Origin of the sequence: Amycolatopsis sp. lyj-90, from assembly GCF_046549035.1 — a bacterium.
In the GTDB taxonomy this organism is placed as follows: Bacteria; Actinomycetota; Actinomycetes; order Mycobacteriales; family Pseudonocardiaceae; genus Amycolatopsis.
This window is the reverse complement of the sequence record NZ_JAJPWP010000007.1, coordinates 384675-402025: the sequence shown is the minus strand read 5'-3', so window position 1 is coordinate 402025 and position 17351 is coordinate 384675. Positions and strand designations below refer to the sequence as shown.

Genomic DNA, 17351 nt, shown 5'->3' with positions numbered 1-17351 from the left:
GACATTGCTTCGACGGGTTCGCCGTCGGGATGGATGGGGGCGGTTCGTGTTCCTGCTACGCCGTGAGGTCGAAAGAACCCGGTGGATCAGAGCTCTGGTCTACCTCCTCATCGCGGTCCTGGCGATCGGAAGCATGGAGGCTGTCTCGGCTCCGCCGAGGGCCGCGGCGGCCGAACGGATCGATCCGCGTGACGTCGGTGTCCTGCCGTCTGAACCCGCTGCCACGGTCACCCCGCAGGCACCGTCCACAGCGGATTTTGGAGCAAGTACCCGGCTTGACGGCGGCGCGGGCAGTCATTTCGATCCGCAGCGGTCGAAGCCGGTGTCGCGGTCGATGTTCGTCACCGAGTACGAGAACCCCGACGGCACCCGGTCGGTGCGGCAGTCGAATCAGCCACTGAACGTGCAGGACGCGGCCGGCAACTGGCAGCCGGTCCAGACCACTCTGTCGACCGATCCCGCGACCAAGCGCGCCGATGCGGATCAGCATCCGCTGAGCCCGTCGCTGGCGACCAAAGCTGACGACAGCGCCGTGCTGCGGGTCGAGGCCGGTGGGCACACAGCGAGCCTCGCGATGGACAAGGCCGCCGGCTCGACCGCCGCGGTGAAGGGCGACTCCGTCACGTATCCGGAGGTCGCGCCGGCGACAGACCTGGAGTACGAGGTCACGCCAGGCGCGGTCAAGGAGACCATCAAGCTCAAGCGCCAGCCCGCCGACGGCCGGTCGTCATGGAAGTTCAAGCTCAACACCGGTGGCCTGACACCGAAACTGGAAAACGGCACCGTCGTTCTCGCTGACCAGGCCGGGGCGGCGAAGATCGTGATGCCGCCGATCGAGACCTGGGACTCCGCGGGCAACGGCGAGACCGCGCCCGCGATGACCGGCGGCACCTACACCCTCGAGCAGGCCGGAGCGGACTGGTGGCTCGCCGTCGCCGTCGACGCGGACTGGCTGCGTGACCCCAAGCGCGTCTACCCCGTCTACGTCGACCCGACCTTCACCTACGGGGTCAAGGAGTCCCACTCGTATCGCTCCGACGGTACGAACTGTGACGCTTGTGGCCTGCGGATCGGCAACAGCCAGGCCAAGGGCGACACCTACAACCGCAGCGTCTTCAACGTGGACTACACGCCGCTGTTCGGCAAGACCGTCGTCGGCGCCCGCATGGACCTGGCCCGCAACACCAGCGTCGTCGGCTCGCTGAAGACCTGGAACGCGAACCTGCACCACGCGTCCGCGTTCAACTTCAACGGCGTCGGCGGCTACATGACCAGCGCCCTGATCGGAGACGTCGGCAGCTTCGTCGGAGAGGGCCTGACCGGCTTCATCCGCGACCGTGTGAACGCCCGCGACGGCAGCGTGTTCTTCATGCTGATCGGCGCCGAGAACGCCGGGACTTGGACCTACAAGAACCTCAACGCCACCCTCACCGTCGACACCGGCTCCCCGGCACCGGCGACCACACTGGTCGCGCCCGCTGACGGCACCGTCTCGACCTCGCTCACCCCGGCCTTGTCGGTCAAGCCGGTGACCGACCCCGATGGCGACGCGGTCAAGTACTGCTTCCGCGTCGCGACCGGCGCCGACGCCAAGTCCGGTGTCGTGGTCGAGTCCGGCTGCTTGACGACCCCGACCTGGACCGTCCCCGCGGGGATCCTGCAGGACGGCGTCGCCTACACCTGGCAGGCGATGACCTCCAGCGGCGGAACCACGATCACCCCGACCTGGATCGGTCACCTCAAGGTCGACCAGCGCATCGGCGACCACGGCCCGTCGCCGACGGACGACGCCGGACCTGTCAAGGTCAACCTCGCCAACGGGAATGTGACGACATCGCAGGCGAGCCCCACGTTCACCACCGTCGGTGGTAACGCCGGCCTGGCCCTCACCTACAACTCGCAGCAGCGTGACAGCAGGGGGCTGAAGGCTTCCTATTTCGCCGATCTGTCGCACAACGGTTTGATCAGTGATGCTCAGCAGCCGGTGCTGGTGCGTACCGAGCCGCAGGTCAACGTCGACTGGGGCGTCGAGTCGCCCTTCGCGCCCGCCTTGTCTCCGGACTGGTTCGTCGCTCGCTGGGAAGGGTTTTTCCAGGCCCCGGTCGCCGGTACCTACCAGTTCGCCGGAGTACACGACGACGGCGCCGTCGTCTGGATCAACGGCGCGAAGGTCTATGACGTCGGCGTCCCGAGCGACGTGAACTGGACCCAGTCCACCAACGTCACTCTCACCGCGGGCCAGCGTGTGCCGATCAAGGTCGAGAACGCCGAAGCCACCGGCGCGGCCAAGATGCGCCTGTTCGTGCGCACCACCGACAACACCACCGTCCCTCCGCAGATCGTCCCCGCTGATTGGCTCAACACCAGCGACCTGCCCGTATTGCCGCAGGGTTGGACGCTCTCCGCCGATTTGGACGGTGACGGGACGAGTTACCTCGAAGCGAAGGTCACCGACCAGACCATCGTCCTGACCGACGCCAGTGCCGCAAAACACACGTGGACCAAGAAAAGCACCGGTGGATACAAGGCGCCGGACAACGAAGATGGCGTGCTCGCCTTGGATTCGGCGGGCAAGATCACGCTGACCGACAATGGCGATGTCTTCGTCTTCCGTGCCGACGGCAAGCTCGAAAGCCAGTCCGCCACAACGGATTCGCGTAAGCCCGCGTCGCTTCGGTTCATTTACGACGGCGCGCCGTCCCGGCTGCGGGAGATCAAGGATCCCGTCTCCGGCCGGTCGCATGTGCTGCGGTACAACCGTCCCGGTGACGACTGCTATGGCGGTGTCACCCCGCCGTCCGGCGCACAGGCCCTTCCGCCGGCTCAGATGCTCTGCCGAATCAGCTATTGGGACGGAACCGAAACCCGTCTTTGGTATGCCGGAGGCAATCTGAGCCGGATCGAGGACCCTGGTTCCGAGATCACCGACTATGGCTACAACACGACGGGGCTCCTCACCGGATTGCGCGGCAGCCTCGCGAACGACTGGATCGCCGCGGACCCGGCGAACCGGAAGAGCGGCGAAGCCGACCTGACCAACCAGATCACCTACGACACCGCCGCGAAGCCGAAGGTCACGGGGTTCACCGCGTCCGCGGCGGCGCTCGGGCAGTCACGACCGGCACGTGCGTACCGGTACGATTCAGCCAACCGGCAGACCTTTGTGGACGTCGCAGGGCTTTCGCCCGCGCCCGGCTATTTCTCGAAGGTCACCTTCGACGATGCCGATCGAACCACGTCGACGACCGATGCCACGGGCAAGACCACGACCCAGGAGTGGTCACCCAAGGATCTGGCGCTGTCGACGACGGACCCGGCGGGCCGCAAGACGACGACTGTCTACGACTACGCCGACCGCCCGATCGATTCCTACGGCCCCGCTCCGGCAGCGTGCTTCTCCGGGCTTCAACCGAAGGCTGACTGCCCGGGTGGCATGGCCCACGGGCACGACGGCTACGACGAAGGTATCAACGGGCTCGCTGTCAGCTGGTACGAAAACGACCAGCTCTCGGGTACCCCGAAGGTCCACACCACAGGCTTGGGCACCGCTGACGGCGCTTTCGTCAAGAACTGGAACAGCGCCGCTCCGACGGCTGGTGTGCCTGCGGACCACTTCGCCTTGCGTGCCACCGGGGATATCGTCTTTCCCGCCGCGGGGGAGTACACACTGCGGGTACTCGCCGACGATGGCGTCCGCGTGTGGGTCGACGACCAGATCGTGATCGACGATTGGATCAACACGACGCCGAAGTGGCGTCAAGGCGTGGTGCGCAGCGACTCGCCGGGGCAGGCCAAGCGCATCCGCGTCGACTACTACGAATTCGATCTGACCGCCCAGCTCGAGCTCCATTGGACGACGCCGGCAGGTGTTCAGCAGTCCGTGCCGGGAACTCAACTGCGTCCCCGCTACGGTCTGAAGACTTCCACCACGGCGTCGGAATCCGCCGGAGTGGCCGACAAGGTCGCCACCACAACCTTCGGCGACGCAGGAATCGATCCGGCATACGGCCTGGCCACGTCCGGTTCGGCGAACCCGGCCGGTCTCAAGGTCGGTGGCTCGGTGAGTTATGAAGCACCGGGTTCCGGCTACCTTCGCAAGACCGCCAAGACCATGGCGACCGGCGCGAAGAGCACCTACGAGTACTACGGGGACACAGAAACCCGGGTGAACCCGTGTGCGCCGGGCAGCTTGGCGATCAACCAAGGCGGCATGCCGAAGCGCACCCTTGCCTCCTCACCGGCCACCGGACCCACGAGAGTGGAGGAACGGGTATACGACGCGTCAGGCCGGGTTGTCGCGGAATCGACCGGCGGCGCGTGGACCTGCACTACCTATGACAACCGTGACCGGCCGCTGCAAGAGCAGATTCCCGCGAGCAAGGACGCGCCCGCACGGATTGTCACCCACGACTACGCGGTCGGTGGCGATCCACTGACGTCGTCGATCTCCGATGACAAGGGCACGATCTCGAGCTCGGTCGACCTCCTTGACCGGGGCGTCGCGTACACCGACGCGAACGGTGTACGCACCACTACGTCCTATGACCTGGTCGGTCGCGCCGTAACGTCGACCGTGAACCCGCCGAACAAAGCTGATGCCCCGCGCACGATGTCCGTCACCTACGACGACACGGGCAGGGTCCTCACTCAGAAACTCGACGATGCGGTGCTGGCGTCGATCACCTACGACGCGGCCGGTGAACTCGCCACGGTCAGCTACGGCAACGGCACTTCGCTGTCCTCGATCGCGAAGGACAACGGTGCCCGGCAGTTGGCTCTAGGCTGGAAGACGAGTGACGGCAAGTCCGTGGTGTCCCAAGTCGAGCGGACCGCGGCCGGCACCATCGTCGACGAGTCTCTCGGTGGCATCGACGCGCGGCCCAACGCGGCGAACTACCTTTACGACGCTGTCGGACGACTCACCGAGGCCTTCGTCACCGGACACCACTACACCTATGACTACACATCGACGGCGCCGGCGACATGCCCGACCGGCACCCAGGGCAACGCCGGCCTCAACACCAACAGGATGCGGCTGCTGGACGAGACCACGGCCGGCACTGCTGAGACCCGCTATTGCTACGACGCGGCCGACCGCATCCTCGCGACCGAAGGTGCGAGCGCGCTTTCCGAGTTCTCATACGACGCCAACGGCAACACAACCCGCTGGAAGGATGGAAACGGCGCGACCACGACGCTGACTTGGGACGGGTCCGACCGGAACATCGGCCTCGCGACGAGCGGCCCCAACGCCGCCGCCAATGCGAATGTCGCGTACACGCGCGACGCGGTGAACCGCATCGTGCGCCGTGACCCCCGTGACTGCGACAACAACACCGTCGTCCGCTATGGCTACACCAACAGCGAGGACGCCGCGGACTTGACGCTCGGCGCCGACGATCGATTGACGTCGTTCACGCTCTCGCTGCCCGGTGGCGTGCTGTACTCGGCCCGGATCGGCTCCGACGGCGCGTTCACGCCGTCGTTCGATCACCCGTCGATCCGCGGCGATCTGGTGTTGACCACCGACGCGGCCGGTCACCAGACCGGCGATCTTCGCACCTTCGATCCCTACGGTCAGCCGCTGACCGCGACCGGTGCCGTCGATACCCAGAACGTGCCGGACAACTCGCCTGGCGCGATGGACTACGGCTGGCTCGGCGAGCACCAGCGCGCCTATGAGCACACTGGTGCGCTGTCGATCGTCCAGATGGGAGCCCGGCCCTACAGCCCCCTGCTCGGCCGGTTCCTGTCGGTCGACCCGGTGGAAGGTGGCTCGGCCAACGACTACGACTATGTCGTAGGCGATCCGATCAACACCACCGACCTCGACGGCAAGATGTGGGGTTGGCTCAAGGCCGCGGTCAACGTCGTCACCACGGTCGCCGAGTACGCGGCCTGGATCCCCGGACCGATCGGGACAGTCGCCAGCGGCATCGCCGCGGTGGGCAACGCGGTCCAGGGCAACTGGGGAAAGGCGGCGATGTATGCGGCGAGCGCGGTCACTTTCGGCGCGGCTCGCTACGTCGCCGCGGTCGGAAAGGTCGTGCAGAAGTCGAAGTACTTCGGCGCGTCCAGCAAGTTGTTCGGCAGGCACAAGATCGGTATCTTGAACCGAAACGACAAGGTCAGACTCGGCTGGACATGGAAGGGCAACGCGCAGAAGGGACATAACAGCCTGGCACTGCGAGTGGGGTCGAAGCGTACCTTCCTGGGATTCCGCGGACGCTATGTGCGATGGCGTGGCAAGAAGATCAACGTCCATTTCCACTACCACATGGTCAAGGGAGGACGATGAACCAGCCACAGCCATCAGCCGACCGGTTCGTCGATTCACTCAGGACTGCTTACCTGGAGCTGATCGAGAGTAAGGCGGTCTCGATCAGCGTCGACCAAGGTGATGCAGTGACAGTCGTCCGGGTCGAGCCGGCTGTTTCGGGTGCGCCGCGCCTGCAATTGCAAATGACTGGAAGTATCGGGGAGTTGTTCCTCGACGACCTCGACCCATTCGAAGTGGACGAGACTTCGCCGGAGGATGTCGAAGAGTTTGCGACGTTCACGCAAGCACTGGTCGATGGGCAGCTTGAACTGGTTTTCAGGAAGACCTTGCACGGCTGGCGCCCGGCGGCAGTCGAATGGCCCGGCGGTCAATGGTCGCTTCCGGGTAACCCGGGCATCGTGGGTTTGCTTTTCCGGTCACGCCGGGAGAAAGTGCGGGGATACGGCTGACGGATGTTGCCGACGAGTGGGGATTGCCAGGATCCTGCCCCCACTCCGGGATTAAATCGCTCTGGGCTCGCTGGATAGTTCGACAGGGCACTATGCCATAGCCGGCGACGTTGTCCGGCCTGTCGAAATAGTTCCCCCGTCCTGCTTCCCCACTGCGAGACGAGCACATCGACGGCAGTTAGGTTATGCGCATGTGGGGATGGGCGCGACACGCGCACAGCGACTCATGCGGCACGGCTAGTCCGTCGGCCGGCGCCGGTATCGAACAAGCCGGCAAGCAGGGCCCCCGGAAGGCCGAATGACGACAGTTCGGCACCGTGTCATCCGGGCGGAATTTCCCGACGCAGATCTCCATAGAGTCGACCCGAGAAGATGCCGAACCTGAGGCGAGCGGCATCGCGGTAACCTTGGCGGCTTGAGGTGAGCCTCGACCGCGCATCGAGGGGTCGGCCAAACTCCAGCTCCGGGAACAGCTGCCTGGAGGCGACGTGCCCATGGTGGTCAGGCGGTGGTCAGTTGGCAGCTCCTGCATCGGCCTTCGGGTGATCGTTGAGCATCTGAGCGTGGCCAGGGCCGGAGGGCCTGGCCACGCTCGACGCGTACACCGTCCTCGTCCCGCGTCAGCACATCGCGTGCCAGGACGCGGACAAGGCCCGGCTCGGTAGCGCATGGGTCGACAGCGGGCTGCTGTTCACCCAGCCTGACGGAAGCCCCCTCCATCCAGCCGATGTCACCAAACGGTTATACGAGATCGTCCGCCAAGCCGGTCTGCCGCCCATCCGGCTGCACGACCTCCGGTACGGCGCCGCCACACTCGCCCTCGCCGCCGGTGCCGACAGGCTCATCCCCAGGAACTCCGCCCGACAAGCTCGGGCTCGTCTCGGGTGCGGGTCAGACCACAATGGACAGTAAAGAAGTGGAAGAAATTCGTCCACGCAACACAAAGCCCCACGTCATCGAAACCGAAAACGTGGGGCTTGACTGTGCGCCATCAGGGACTCGAACCCCGAACCCGCTGGTTAAGAGCCAGCTGCTCTGCCAATTGAGCTAATGGCGCCTGCTTGTTCCGCCGCTTTGGTGTTCCCCTCGGCGACGTGGAAAACATTAACACAGGGTTGCTGGGGCCCGTTTCAGGGGGGTCCCCTTAGGCCGCCGTGGGCGTCGCGGGGACGTATTCGGCCATCCGGCCGCAGGCGTTGCGGCCGGTCAGGCAGACTATAGCCAGACGTAGGGGTTGGTACCACGCGAAACGGGCGGTGTGCATGAGGGTCTGGGGAGCGACGGGGCGGTCGCGGGTGGCGTTGGTGGCTGTGGTGGCCGGGTTCACACTCGCCTCGTGCAGCAGTACACCGTCGAGTGAATCGCCGTCTCCGGGTGGCACTCCCGGTGGTTCGCAGCAGAGCAGCGCGGCTCCCGCTCCGAAGCCCGCCGCGATGACGCTGACCCCGGCGCAGGGCGCGGCGGACGTGGCGCCCGGCGAGCCGGTGACGGTCGCCGTCGCCGACGGCAAGGTGGGCGAGGTCAAGCTGACCGGGGCCGACGGCAAGGTCGTCGCGGGCAAGCCGAAGGAAGACGGTTCGGGCTGGGAGTCGGCGGAGCCGCTCGGCTACGGCAAGACCTACACCGTAACCGCGGCCGCGACCGGGACCGACGGCAAGCCGGTCACCGCGACCTCGACGTTCTCCACGTCCAAGCCGGGCAAGCAGATCGGTGTCTCGATCAACCTGGTCGAAGGCGAGACGGTCGGCGTCGGGCTGCCGCTGATCTTCAGCTTCACCGGCAACGTGCCCGACAAGGCGGCGACTGAGAAGGCGCTGAAGATCGTCACCGAGCCGCAGGCCGAGGGCGCGTTCCACTGGTTCGGTGAGAAGACCGTGATGTGGCGGCCCAAGGAGTACTTCAAGCCGGGCACCAAGATCTCGGTCAACGCGGCGATCTACGGCAAGAACCTCGGCAACAACACCTTCGGCCGCGAGGACAAGCCCGCCAAGGTGGTCGTCGGTGACAAGCTGGTCGCGACCGCGGACGGCGGCACGCACCAGATGAAGGTCGTCGTGAACGACCAAGAGGTCAAGCAGATGCCGATCTCGATGGGCAAGCCGTCGAGCAGCACCCCGGCCGGGACCTACACGGTGATGAGCGAGCACACCGGGTACACGATGGACTCGAGCACTTACGGCGTCCCGTCGGACAGCAAGGCCGGCTACCGGACGTTCGTGAAGTACGCGGTGCGGATGTCGAACAGCGGCATCTTCTACCACTCGGCGCCGTGGTCGGTCGGCTCGCAGGGCAAGCGGAACGTGAGCCACGGCTGCATCAACCTGTCGACCGAGAACGCGAAGTGGCTCATGGACACTTCGAAGAAGGGCGACATCATCACGGTCGCCAACTCGGGCCCGCAGGTGCTGGAGCCGACCGACGGCTGGTCGGTGTGGCAGATGTCGTGGGACGACTGGAAGACCGGCGGCGACCGGAACTGACCCGATGCCATGAGGGGTCCCTTTAGGACGATTTCGTCCTAAAGGGACCCCTCATGACGTTCCGGGACCACGATTCGCGCCGCGCTTGAACGGTTACGGCACCGATGTGATGGGGGTCCGGGGGCGCAGCCCTCCGGCGGGGGCTTGGGGGCTCGGCCCCCAAAAAAAGGCGAAACCCCAGCCTGTCGGGAGGGGCTCGTAAGAGCCCCGAACAGACTGGGGTAATGGGGTGAGCGACGGGTTTCGAACCCGCGACCTCCTGGACCACAACCAGGTGCTCTACCAGCTGAGCTACGCCCACCATCGCCGGGCTCGGGAAGCTTCCCCATCACCTCGGCCGCACTATATTAGCGTGCCCGTTTCCGGGGCTCGCAACGGGTTACTGTTCGTGGCGTTCCTGCACTTCAGCGGCCGCGGCCTTGGCCTGTTCGGTGGTCGGGCCGGGCTGCGGGACGAAGGCGGCGCGGCGGTAGTAGTCGAGCTCCCCGATGGATTCCTTGATGTCGGCGAGCGCGCGGTGGGCGAGGCCCTTCTCGGGCTTGGCGTAGTAGATCCGCGGGTACCAGCGCCGGACGAGTTCCTTCACCGAAGACACGTCGACCATGCGGTAGTGCAGGTGCCCGTCGAGGGCGGGCATGTCCCTGGTGATGAAGCCGCGGTCGGTGGCGATGGAGTTGCCGGCGAGCGGGGCGACGTTGACCTCGGGCACGTGTTCGCGGATGTACTCGAGGACGCGCTGCTCGGCCTCCTCCAGGGTCACCGTGGAGCGCCGGACCTCTTCGGTGAGGCCGGAGCGGGCGTGCATGTCGCGGACGACCTCGGGCATGCCGTCGAGGGTCTCGTCGTCGGTGTGGATGACGATGTCGACGCCTTCGCCGAGGACGTTGAGCTCCGCATCGGTCACCAGCGCGGCTATTTCGATCAACGCGTCCTTGCCGAGGTCGAGCCCCGTCATCTCGCAGTCGATCCAGACTAGGCGGTCGTTCACCCCGAAACCCTAACCCGACCCGGGGATTCACGACGTGCGACGTGCGGGTTCGGCGCGTTGCTGGCAGCGTGTGCATCCTCAGGTGAGCCATATCACAGACCAGGGAGTGACAGTGGCCGAACAAGGTCCAGCCCAGGAGATCGCGCAGGGCTACGTGAGCGAGGGAGCGGCGGTCGAGCTCGGCGCCGTCGTGATCGACGGCAAGGCCGACGCCGGTGCGGCGGTCCGCCTGCCCCTGGCGACGCTGAACCGTCACGGGCTGGTCGCGGGCGCGACCGGTACCGGCAAGACGAAGACCTTGCAGCTGATCGCCGAGCAGCTCTCGGCCGCGGGGGTGCCGGTGGTGCTGGCGGACGTGAAGGGCGACCTGTCGGGGCTCGCCGCGCAGGGCGAGAGCAACGACAAGATCGCCAAACGCGCGGAAGAGCTGGCTGATCAGTGGGCGCCCGCGGCGTTCCCGGTGCAGTTCCTGTCGCTGGGCACCGGCGGCATGGGGTCGCCGATCCGGGCGACGATCACGAGTTTCGGCCCGATCCTGCTGTCGAAGGTGCTGGGGCTCAACGAAACCCAGGAGTCGACGCTCGGCCTGATCTTCCACTGGGCCGATCAGCGCGGCTTGGCGCTGCTGGACACGAAGGATCTCCGCTCGGTCATCACGCACCTGACCAGTGACGAGGGCAAGGAAGACCTCAAGGGCATCGGTGGCGTCTCGGCCGCGACGGCCGGGGTGATCCTCCGGGCGCTGTCCAATCTGGAGGCCCAGGGCGGCGAGGACTTCTTCGGCGAGCCCGAGCTGGACGTCCACGACCTGATGCGCCAGGTCGACGGCAAGGCGATGGTGACCTTGCTGGAGCTGGACAACCTCCAGTCGAAACCCGCGCTGTTCTCGACGTTCCTCATGTGGCTGCTGGCCGAGTTGTTCGAGGAGCTGCCCGAGGAGGGCGATCTCGACAAGCCGAAGCTGGTGTTCTTCTTCGACGAGGCGCACCTGCTGTTCAACGACGCGTCGAAGGCGTTCTTGGAGCGCATCGAGCAGACCGTGAAGCTGATCCGGTCGAAGGGCGTGGGCGTGTTCTTCTGCACGCAGCTCCCGACGGACATCCCGAACAACGTCCTGTCGCAACTGGGCGCGCGGGTCCAGCACGCGTTGCGCGCGTTCACCCCCGAAGACCAGGCGGCGCTGACGAAGACGGTGAAGACGTATCCGAAGACGAAGCACTACGAGCTGGACTCGGCGCTGACGTCGCTCGGTATCGGCGAAGCGATCGTCACCGTGCTTTCCGAGCGGGGCGCGCCGACGCCGGTCGCGTGGACCCGCCTGCGCGCGCCGCGGTCGAAGATGGGGTCCATCGGCGCCGAAGCCATCTCCGCGGCGACGGCGTCCTCGGATCTGCACGCGAAGTACGCCGAGACGATCGATCGCGAGTCGGCTTACGAGAAGCTCGCCGCGAAGGTGGCCGCGCCGCCCGCCGGCGAAGCGCCGCCAGAAGCCCCTCCGGCTCCGAAACCGGAGAAGGAAGCGCCGGGGATGGTCGAGCAGGCGATGAAGAACCCGGCGGTGAAGTCGTTCCTCCGCTCGGCGGCGAGCGCGCTCGGACGGGAGATCACGCGAGGCCTGTTCGGAAACCGGAGGCGGTGAGGAATACCTGACGCGTTCTGTCAGGTATGTGCGGCAGGCTGGGCGCCATGACCAACACCGCGACAGCGTCGTTCACCGTGGACGGCTGGGATCCCCAAGCCACCGAGAAGGCCGAAGGCACCGAGTTCTCCCGAGTGGTGCTCGGCAAGACCTTCGCCGGCGGCGTCGAAGGCACCAGCACCGTGGAAATGCTCACGGCGGTGAACGAGACGTCGTCGGCGTACGTCGCCTTCGAGCGGCTGGCCGTATCCGTCGACGGGCGTAAGGGTGGCTTCGTCCTGCATCACTCGGCGGGGGAGAACGGGCATCACCTGATCGTCCTGCCGGGCTCCGGTCACGGTGACCTGGCGGGCATCACCGGAACGGCGGAGATCGTCCAGGACGACGAAGGCAACCACACCTTCACCCTCACCTACGAACTTTGAAAGCCGTGAGGGCCTCCTTCGCCGAAGGAGGCCCTCACGGACAGTGCCTGCTGGGCCGCCCCCTGACAGCGGTCCAGACGGCCGGGTCAGCCGACGATCTGCTCGACGATCTTCTTCGCGTCGTTGATGGGGATTGCGAAGCCGATGCCGATGCTGCCGGTCGAAGACGGGTTGTACAGCGCCGAGTTGATGCCGATGACGTTCCCCTGCGCGTCCACCAGCGCCCCGCCCGAGTTGCCCTGGTTGATCGGGGCGTCGGTCTGGATCGCGGTGTAGCTGGGCCCGCTTTCGTTCGTGGTCCTGCTGTAGGGCGATCGCCGGTCCTGGCCGCCGCCCAGGTCGTCGAGCTTGCGGTTCAGCGCGCTCACGATCCCGGTGGTCACGGTGTTCTGCAGTCCGCCGGGCGAGCCGATCGCCACGACCTGCTGGCCGGCGACGAGCTTGCTCGAGTCGCCGAGCGAAGCCGGTGTCAGCCCGCTCGCGTCCTTCGCCTGCAGAACGGCGATGTCGGCCTTCGTGTCGGCGCCGACCACGCTCGCCTTGTACTGCTTGCCGTTCGAAAGCGTGACGGTCACGTCGCCCTGGGCGTCGGCCACCACGTGGGCGTTGGTGAGGATGCGCCCGTCCGCCGTCAGGATGACGCCGGAGCCGACGGCCTCACCCTGCGCGGTGGTCACGTTCACCTGGACGACGCTCGGCGTCACCTTGGCGGCGACCCCGCTGACGTCACCCGAGGTGTTGTTCCCGACCAGTTGCCCGTTGGCGACCGCGGACGACCCCGTGCCGGACGCCGACGACGCCGAGTCGATGCCGACGAGCGCCGCGCCGCCGACTCCGCCGATCAGGGCGGCGGCGAGTGCCGTCGCGCTGACGAGGACGGCGACCCGGCCGCCCTTCTTGCGCGGCGGCGGGACCGGCGTCGGCGTCTGGGCCTGCTGCGGCGTGAAGAGCGGATTCGGCGCGGCCTGCCAAGGGGTGTAGCCGGGGTACTGCTGCTGATGCGGCGGCTGGTGCCCACCGGTGGAGGCGGGGCCGGGCCGACTCTCGTTCTCGGTCATGGAACAAGATTCGCGCCCGTACTTGTGAGCTGCCTGTGGAAAACCCCTTGGCTTTGCTGAGAAGAATCAGCTGAGAAACCTCAGCGTTTTCTCAGTCGAAGAACGCCGGGACGTCCAGCGCGCCGCCCGAAGCTTCGAACTCCTCGTGTACCGCGGCCCGGAGTTCCGCGTCGGCCAGATAGTCGACGGCGGTCAGCGCCAGCCCCAGCGCGCCGTCGACGACCGCGCGATCACCGTCCGGTGAACCGGCGGCGGCCGCGAACTCCTTGGTGTGCAAGGCGGTCGTCGGCCCGGCGATGGCGATCATCGGGTGGATCGCGGGCATCCGGTAGGAGAGATTGCCGAGATCGGTCGAGCCGGTGAGGAATTCGGGCACGATCCCCGGCGGCAGCGGTTTGCGGCCGGCGTCGACCTGATGCACGGACCAGCGTCCCGCGAGCGTGGTGTTGAACCGGATCGGCAGGTACGCGGGCTGGGAGTCCCACTGCAACTCGACTCCGCAGCCGGTCATCTCCGCCGCACCGCGTGCGATCGCCGAAACGCGCTCGGCGAGATCGCGCAGCGTGTCCGGCTGCGCGGAGCGGAGGTAGAACAGCAGCGCCGCACGTTCGGGAACGACGTTCGGCCGCGCGCCACCGTCGGTGAAGACGCCGTGGACGCGGTCGCTGGAGGGCAGATGCTGCCGAAGCGCCGCGACACCCTGGTACGCGGCGACGGCGGCATCGAGCGCGTTGCGTCCCATGAACGGCTGCGCCGACGCGTGCGCGCCGACTCCGGTGAACACCATTTCGAGCTGGCGCCTGCCGAGGAACGGGTGCATGGCGATGTCGTGACTGAACGGGTGCAGCATGACCACGGCGTCGACGTCGTCGAAAACCCCCGCGCGGGCCAGGGTTTCCTTGCCTCCACCGCCTTCCTCCGCCGGCGTGCCGATCAGCGAGACCCGGCCGCCCAGTCGTTCGGCGACCACCGCCGCGCCGAGGAATCCGCCCGCGCCCGCGGTGCAGATGACGTTGTGCCCGCAGCCGTGGCCCAGCCCGGGGAGGGCGTCGTACTCGGAGAGGACCGCGATGTGCGGGCCGCTTCCGGGAGTGCTCGCGACCAAGGCGGTGTCCAGCCCGCCCGCGCCGATGGTCACCTCGTGGCCGTGCCGCTTGAGCAGGTCTCCGAGCGCGAGGACCGAGCGGTGCTCGGCGAACCCCTCTTCGGGATGAGCGTGCAGGTCTTGGCTCAGCTCCACCAGTTCCGCGGCCAGCGTGCGGATCCCGGCCTCGACGGCGTCCCGTGTGGCGGGATCCGCGCCCTCGTGCGGCGAGCCGAGGGGTTCGGCCGCGGCGACGGCGTCCGTGGTCGCCTCGACCAGCGAACGGAGGTAGCTGTCGTCGGGAGGAATCGGCGAAGCGTGCTCAGAGCGGATCATTTCCGGATGTTAACCGGTAGCTCTCCCGTGACGATCTGCGTGACGCCCGAATACCGCTCCTCCACCCGGTCGAAACCGCGCCTGAACAGTTTCAGCGTGATCTCGCCGCGGTCGAACATCCGCTGCCCGCTCAGCCTGCCGAGGAAGGTGTCCGCCAGCCGCATCGGCTGATCGCTGTGCCGCGCGCTGGTCAGCATCACCAGCGAGCCGCCGGGTTTCAGCACCCGGGCGAACGAATCCAGCGCCGCGTCCGGATCGGCGAACATGTGCAGCGCGGCGAAGCAGCAGACGGCGTCCACAGTGGAATCGCCGAGCGGCAGGTCGACGGCGTCGGCGCGCAGATAGGTCACCGAAGCCGGGTTGGGCGCGGCGAGTGCCTTGTCCAGCATGGTGACCGAACCGTCGAGCCCGATCGAAAGCCCCTCCGCGCCGACAGCTTCGCCGAACGCGCGGGTGAACCTGCCGGTGCCGCACGCGACGTCCAGCACGACCTGGCCGGGGCGCAGGCCGAGCGCTTCGACCGCGATGCGGACCTCGTCCGCCATGCTCGGGCCGTTCAGTCCTTTCGCGACCCTGCCCAGTGTCGGGCGCCAGTACCGCTCGTAGATCATCGGCACGGCGGAGGTGCGCATCAGTCGCTGCGCGAGTCCGGTCGGTGGCCCCGCCTGCGGGATTTCGCCCAGCAGATCGAGAAAACCTCCCCTGGCCCCGGCGGGTTTGGTTCCCGGCCGCAGCAGGCTCTCGAGACGTTCGCGATGGTCCGGCATGGCTGCTCCCTTCACGGTGGTCACCCGAGAATCTGCCATGACCGGCCCGTTCGCGACATTCCCGCCGCCGTGACCCGAAACTGTCGGTGGCCGTCTCTAACGTCGGAGGGAGTCGCCGTTCCCCAGCCGAAGGAGCCCGAAATGACCGGCTCGATCCTCCAGCACACCGCCACGACCACGCTGCGCATCCCGGTGCGCGGCCCGTTCGACCTCGACAAGTCCATCCGGTTCCTGACCGATTTCCCGCCCGCGTGCCGCACGGACGCCGCCGCCGAACCCGGCACCCTGCGCTTCGCCTTCCCCGCCGAAGCGGGGTGGGAGCACGTCGGTGCGGCCGTCAGACAGAGATCGCCCGGCTCGATCGAGGTGGAGGTCTTCGCCGAAGAAGGGCTCGCCGTCGAGGTCGGCGCCCAGGTGCGGCGGATCCTTTCGGTGGACGTCGACGGCACCGGCTTCGCCAAGATCGGCACCGCGGATCCGGTGGTGCGCCGCCTTCAGCGGACGTTCCCCGGGCTGCGGCCCGTTCTGTTCCACTCGCCCTACGAGGCGGCCTGCTGGGCGATCCTGAGCCACCGGACGAGGATGTCGCTGGCCGCTGTGGCGAAACGACGGCTCGCCGAGGAGTTCGGCAGGCCGGTGGACGTCGGCGGGAAGATCCTCAGGTCGTTCCCGGCGCCGGACGTCATGGCCGGGCAGGAGGCCGGGCGCGAGCTGCCGGAGATGAAGGCCGAGAGGCTGCGCGCGGTGGCCAACGCCGCCAAGGACGGTCTGCTCGACGCCGCGTACCTGCGCGCGATGCCGGTCCCGGACGCGTTGCGCTGGCTGCAGCGGTTGCCGGGGATCGGCCCGTTCTCGGCCCAGCTGATCCTGATCCGGGGTGCCGGGCATCCGGACGTCTTCCCCGGGGGCGAGCCGCGCCTGCAGGAGGCCATGCGGGCCGCGTACGACCTGCCGCTGGCGCCGCCCGAGGAACTGGAGGAGCTGTCCACGGTGTGGCGGCCGTTCCGCAGCTGGGTGGCCTTCGCCCTGCGCAACGACCGGGAGTTTCGCACGCGCGAGATCGGGGGTTCCATGACCGCCTGACACGGGACGTATCCCCCTTGTGGTGAGCTGGTGAGGTGAGCTCGTCTCCCGCCGAAACGGTTTCCGACATCGCCCAGTCCACCCCGCCCGGCACGATCACCCTGGTCACCGGTGGTCTCGCACTGCTCGTGGTGCTTTCGGGCAGGCCTTGGCGGATCGCCCGCAATCTGGTCACGCTCGTCCACGAGGCAGGTCACGCGCTGGCGGCGATCCTGGTGGGCCGTCGGCTGCAGGGCATCAAACTGCACTCGGACACTTCCGGGGTCACGGTCTCCCGTGGCAAACCGGAGGGGCCCGGGATGGCGTTCACCGCGCTGGCCGGGTACCCGGCGGCCGCGGTGCTCGGACTGGTGTTCGCCGGGCTGCTCTCGTCGGACCTGATCACCGTCGTGCTGATCGTGATGGCCCTGATGCTGCTGGGCGTCCTGGTGATGGTGCGCAACACCTACGGCGTGTTCGCCGTGGTCACCAGCTCGGTGGTGCTCGGCTTGGTCGCGCTGGTGGCGCCGTCGTGGTTCCAGGCGATCTTCGTCTACCTGCTGACCTGGTTCCTGCTGTTCGGCGGTGTCCGGCCGGTGATCGAGCTGCAGATCAAGCGGCGCCGCGGCTCGGCGCGGGATTCCGACGCCGATCAGCTCGGCAGGCTCACCGGGGTGCCCGCGGTGCTGTGGGTGCTGGTGATGGCCGTGCTGACGGTGAGCTGTCTCTTCGCGGGCGGGTTGTGGCTGCTGGAGCCGACCGTCGCCTGACCGGGGCGGTGCG

11 protein-coding genes and 2 tRNA genes are annotated in these 17351 nt (G+C 67.4%); 7 read left to right on the top strand and 6 right to left on the bottom strand.

Translation table 11 applies throughout. The features are described from left to right. Window positions 1-46 precede the first annotated feature (46 nt). Both ACLJPX_RS28215 and ACLJPX_RS28210 read left to right on the top strand, forming a co-directional pair. Window positions 47-6298, top strand: a complete 6252-nt coding sequence (locus ACLJPX_RS28215) for a PA14 domain-containing protein (RefSeq protein WP_410603193.1) — start codon at window positions 47-49, stop codon at window positions 6296-6298. Beyond that, the gene (locus tag ACLJPX_RS28210; RefSeq protein WP_410603191.1) at window positions 6295-6729 is read left to right on the top strand and encodes a hypothetical protein; all 435 of its coding nucleotides are present in this window, start codon (window positions 6295-6297) and stop codon (window positions 6727-6729) included. Before ACLJPX_RS28215 ends, ACLJPX_RS28210 begins: the two co-directional genes overlap by 4 nt. Window positions 6730-7713: 984 nt before the next feature. Here the strand turns inward: ACLJPX_RS28210 and ACLJPX_RS28205 are convergent. Continuing rightward, a tRNA-Lys gene (locus ACLJPX_RS28205) sits at window positions 7714-7786 on the bottom strand. Window positions 7787-7991: 205 nt separating this feature from the next. Here ACLJPX_RS28205 and ACLJPX_RS28200 point away from each other — a divergent pair. Beyond that, entirely contained in the window at window positions 7992-9209 is a 1218-nt protein-coding gene (locus ACLJPX_RS28200; RefSeq protein ID WP_410603189.1) for a L,D-transpeptidase, read from the top strand. A 225-nt stretch (window positions 9210-9434) separates the two neighbouring features. Here ACLJPX_RS28200 and ACLJPX_RS28195 read toward each other — a convergent pair. Continuing rightward, a tRNA-His gene (locus ACLJPX_RS28195) sits at window positions 9435-9510 on the bottom strand. A 78-nt stretch (window positions 9511-9588) separates the two neighbouring features. Continuing rightward, window positions 9589-10197: an oligoribonuclease gene (gene orn / locus ACLJPX_RS28190; RefSeq protein WP_410603187.1), complete on the bottom strand. Its 609-nt coding sequence runs from the start codon at window positions 10195-10197 to the stop codon at window positions 9589-9591. 112 nt (window positions 10198-10309) lie between these two features. Between orn and ACLJPX_RS28185 the strand changes: the two genes are divergently transcribed. Beyond that, window positions 10310-11836: a helicase HerA-like domain-containing protein gene (locus tag ACLJPX_RS28185; RefSeq protein WP_410603185.1), complete on the top strand. Its 1527-nt coding sequence runs from the start codon at window positions 10310-10312 to the stop codon at window positions 11834-11836. Window positions 11837-11883: 47 nt separating this feature from the next. Beyond that, window positions 11884-12261, top strand: coding sequence for a DUF3224 domain-containing protein (locus ACLJPX_RS28180; protein WP_410603183.1), 378 nt, complete (start codon window positions 11884-11886; stop codon window positions 12259-12261). Between the two features lie 86 nt (window positions 12262-12347). Here ACLJPX_RS28180 and ACLJPX_RS28175 read toward each other — a convergent pair whose 3' ends face one another. The 3 genes from ACLJPX_RS28175 to ACLJPX_RS28165 form a co-directional block, all read right to left on the bottom strand. Beyond that, the gene (locus ACLJPX_RS28175; protein WP_410603181.1) at window positions 12348-13319 is read right to left on the bottom strand and encodes a trypsin-like peptidase domain-containing protein; all 972 of its coding nucleotides are present in this window, start codon (window positions 13317-13319) and stop codon (window positions 12348-12350) included. A gap of 91 nt (window positions 13320-13410) precedes the next feature. Next, window positions 13411-14739: a M20 family metallopeptidase gene (locus tag ACLJPX_RS28170; protein WP_410603179.1), complete on the bottom strand. Its 1329-nt coding sequence runs from the start codon at window positions 14737-14739 to the stop codon at window positions 13411-13413. Beyond that, complete coding sequence (locus tag ACLJPX_RS28165) at window positions 14736-15506, bottom strand: class I SAM-dependent methyltransferase (RefSeq protein WP_410603177.1); 771 nt, start codon at window positions 15504-15506, stop codon at window positions 14736-14738. Before ACLJPX_RS28165 ends, ACLJPX_RS28170 begins: the two co-directional genes overlap by 4 nt. A 141-nt stretch (window positions 15507-15647) precedes the next feature. Here ACLJPX_RS28165 and ACLJPX_RS28160 point away from each other — a divergent pair, with 141 nt between their 5' ends. Together ACLJPX_RS28160 and ACLJPX_RS28155 are read left to right on the top strand one after the other, a co-directional pair. After that, window positions 15648-16589 carry a DNA-3-methyladenine glycosylase family protein gene (locus ACLJPX_RS28160; protein WP_101610081.1) on the top strand — a complete coding sequence of 314 codons (942 nt, stop codon included), beginning with the start codon at window positions 15648-15650 and terminating at the stop codon, window positions 16587-16589. A 35-nt stretch (window positions 16590-16624) separates the two neighbouring features. After that, entirely contained in the window at window positions 16625-17338 is a 714-nt protein-coding gene (locus ACLJPX_RS28155; RefSeq protein ID WP_101610080.1) for a M50 family metallopeptidase, read from the top strand. Window positions 17339-17351: the final 13 nt, after the last annotated feature.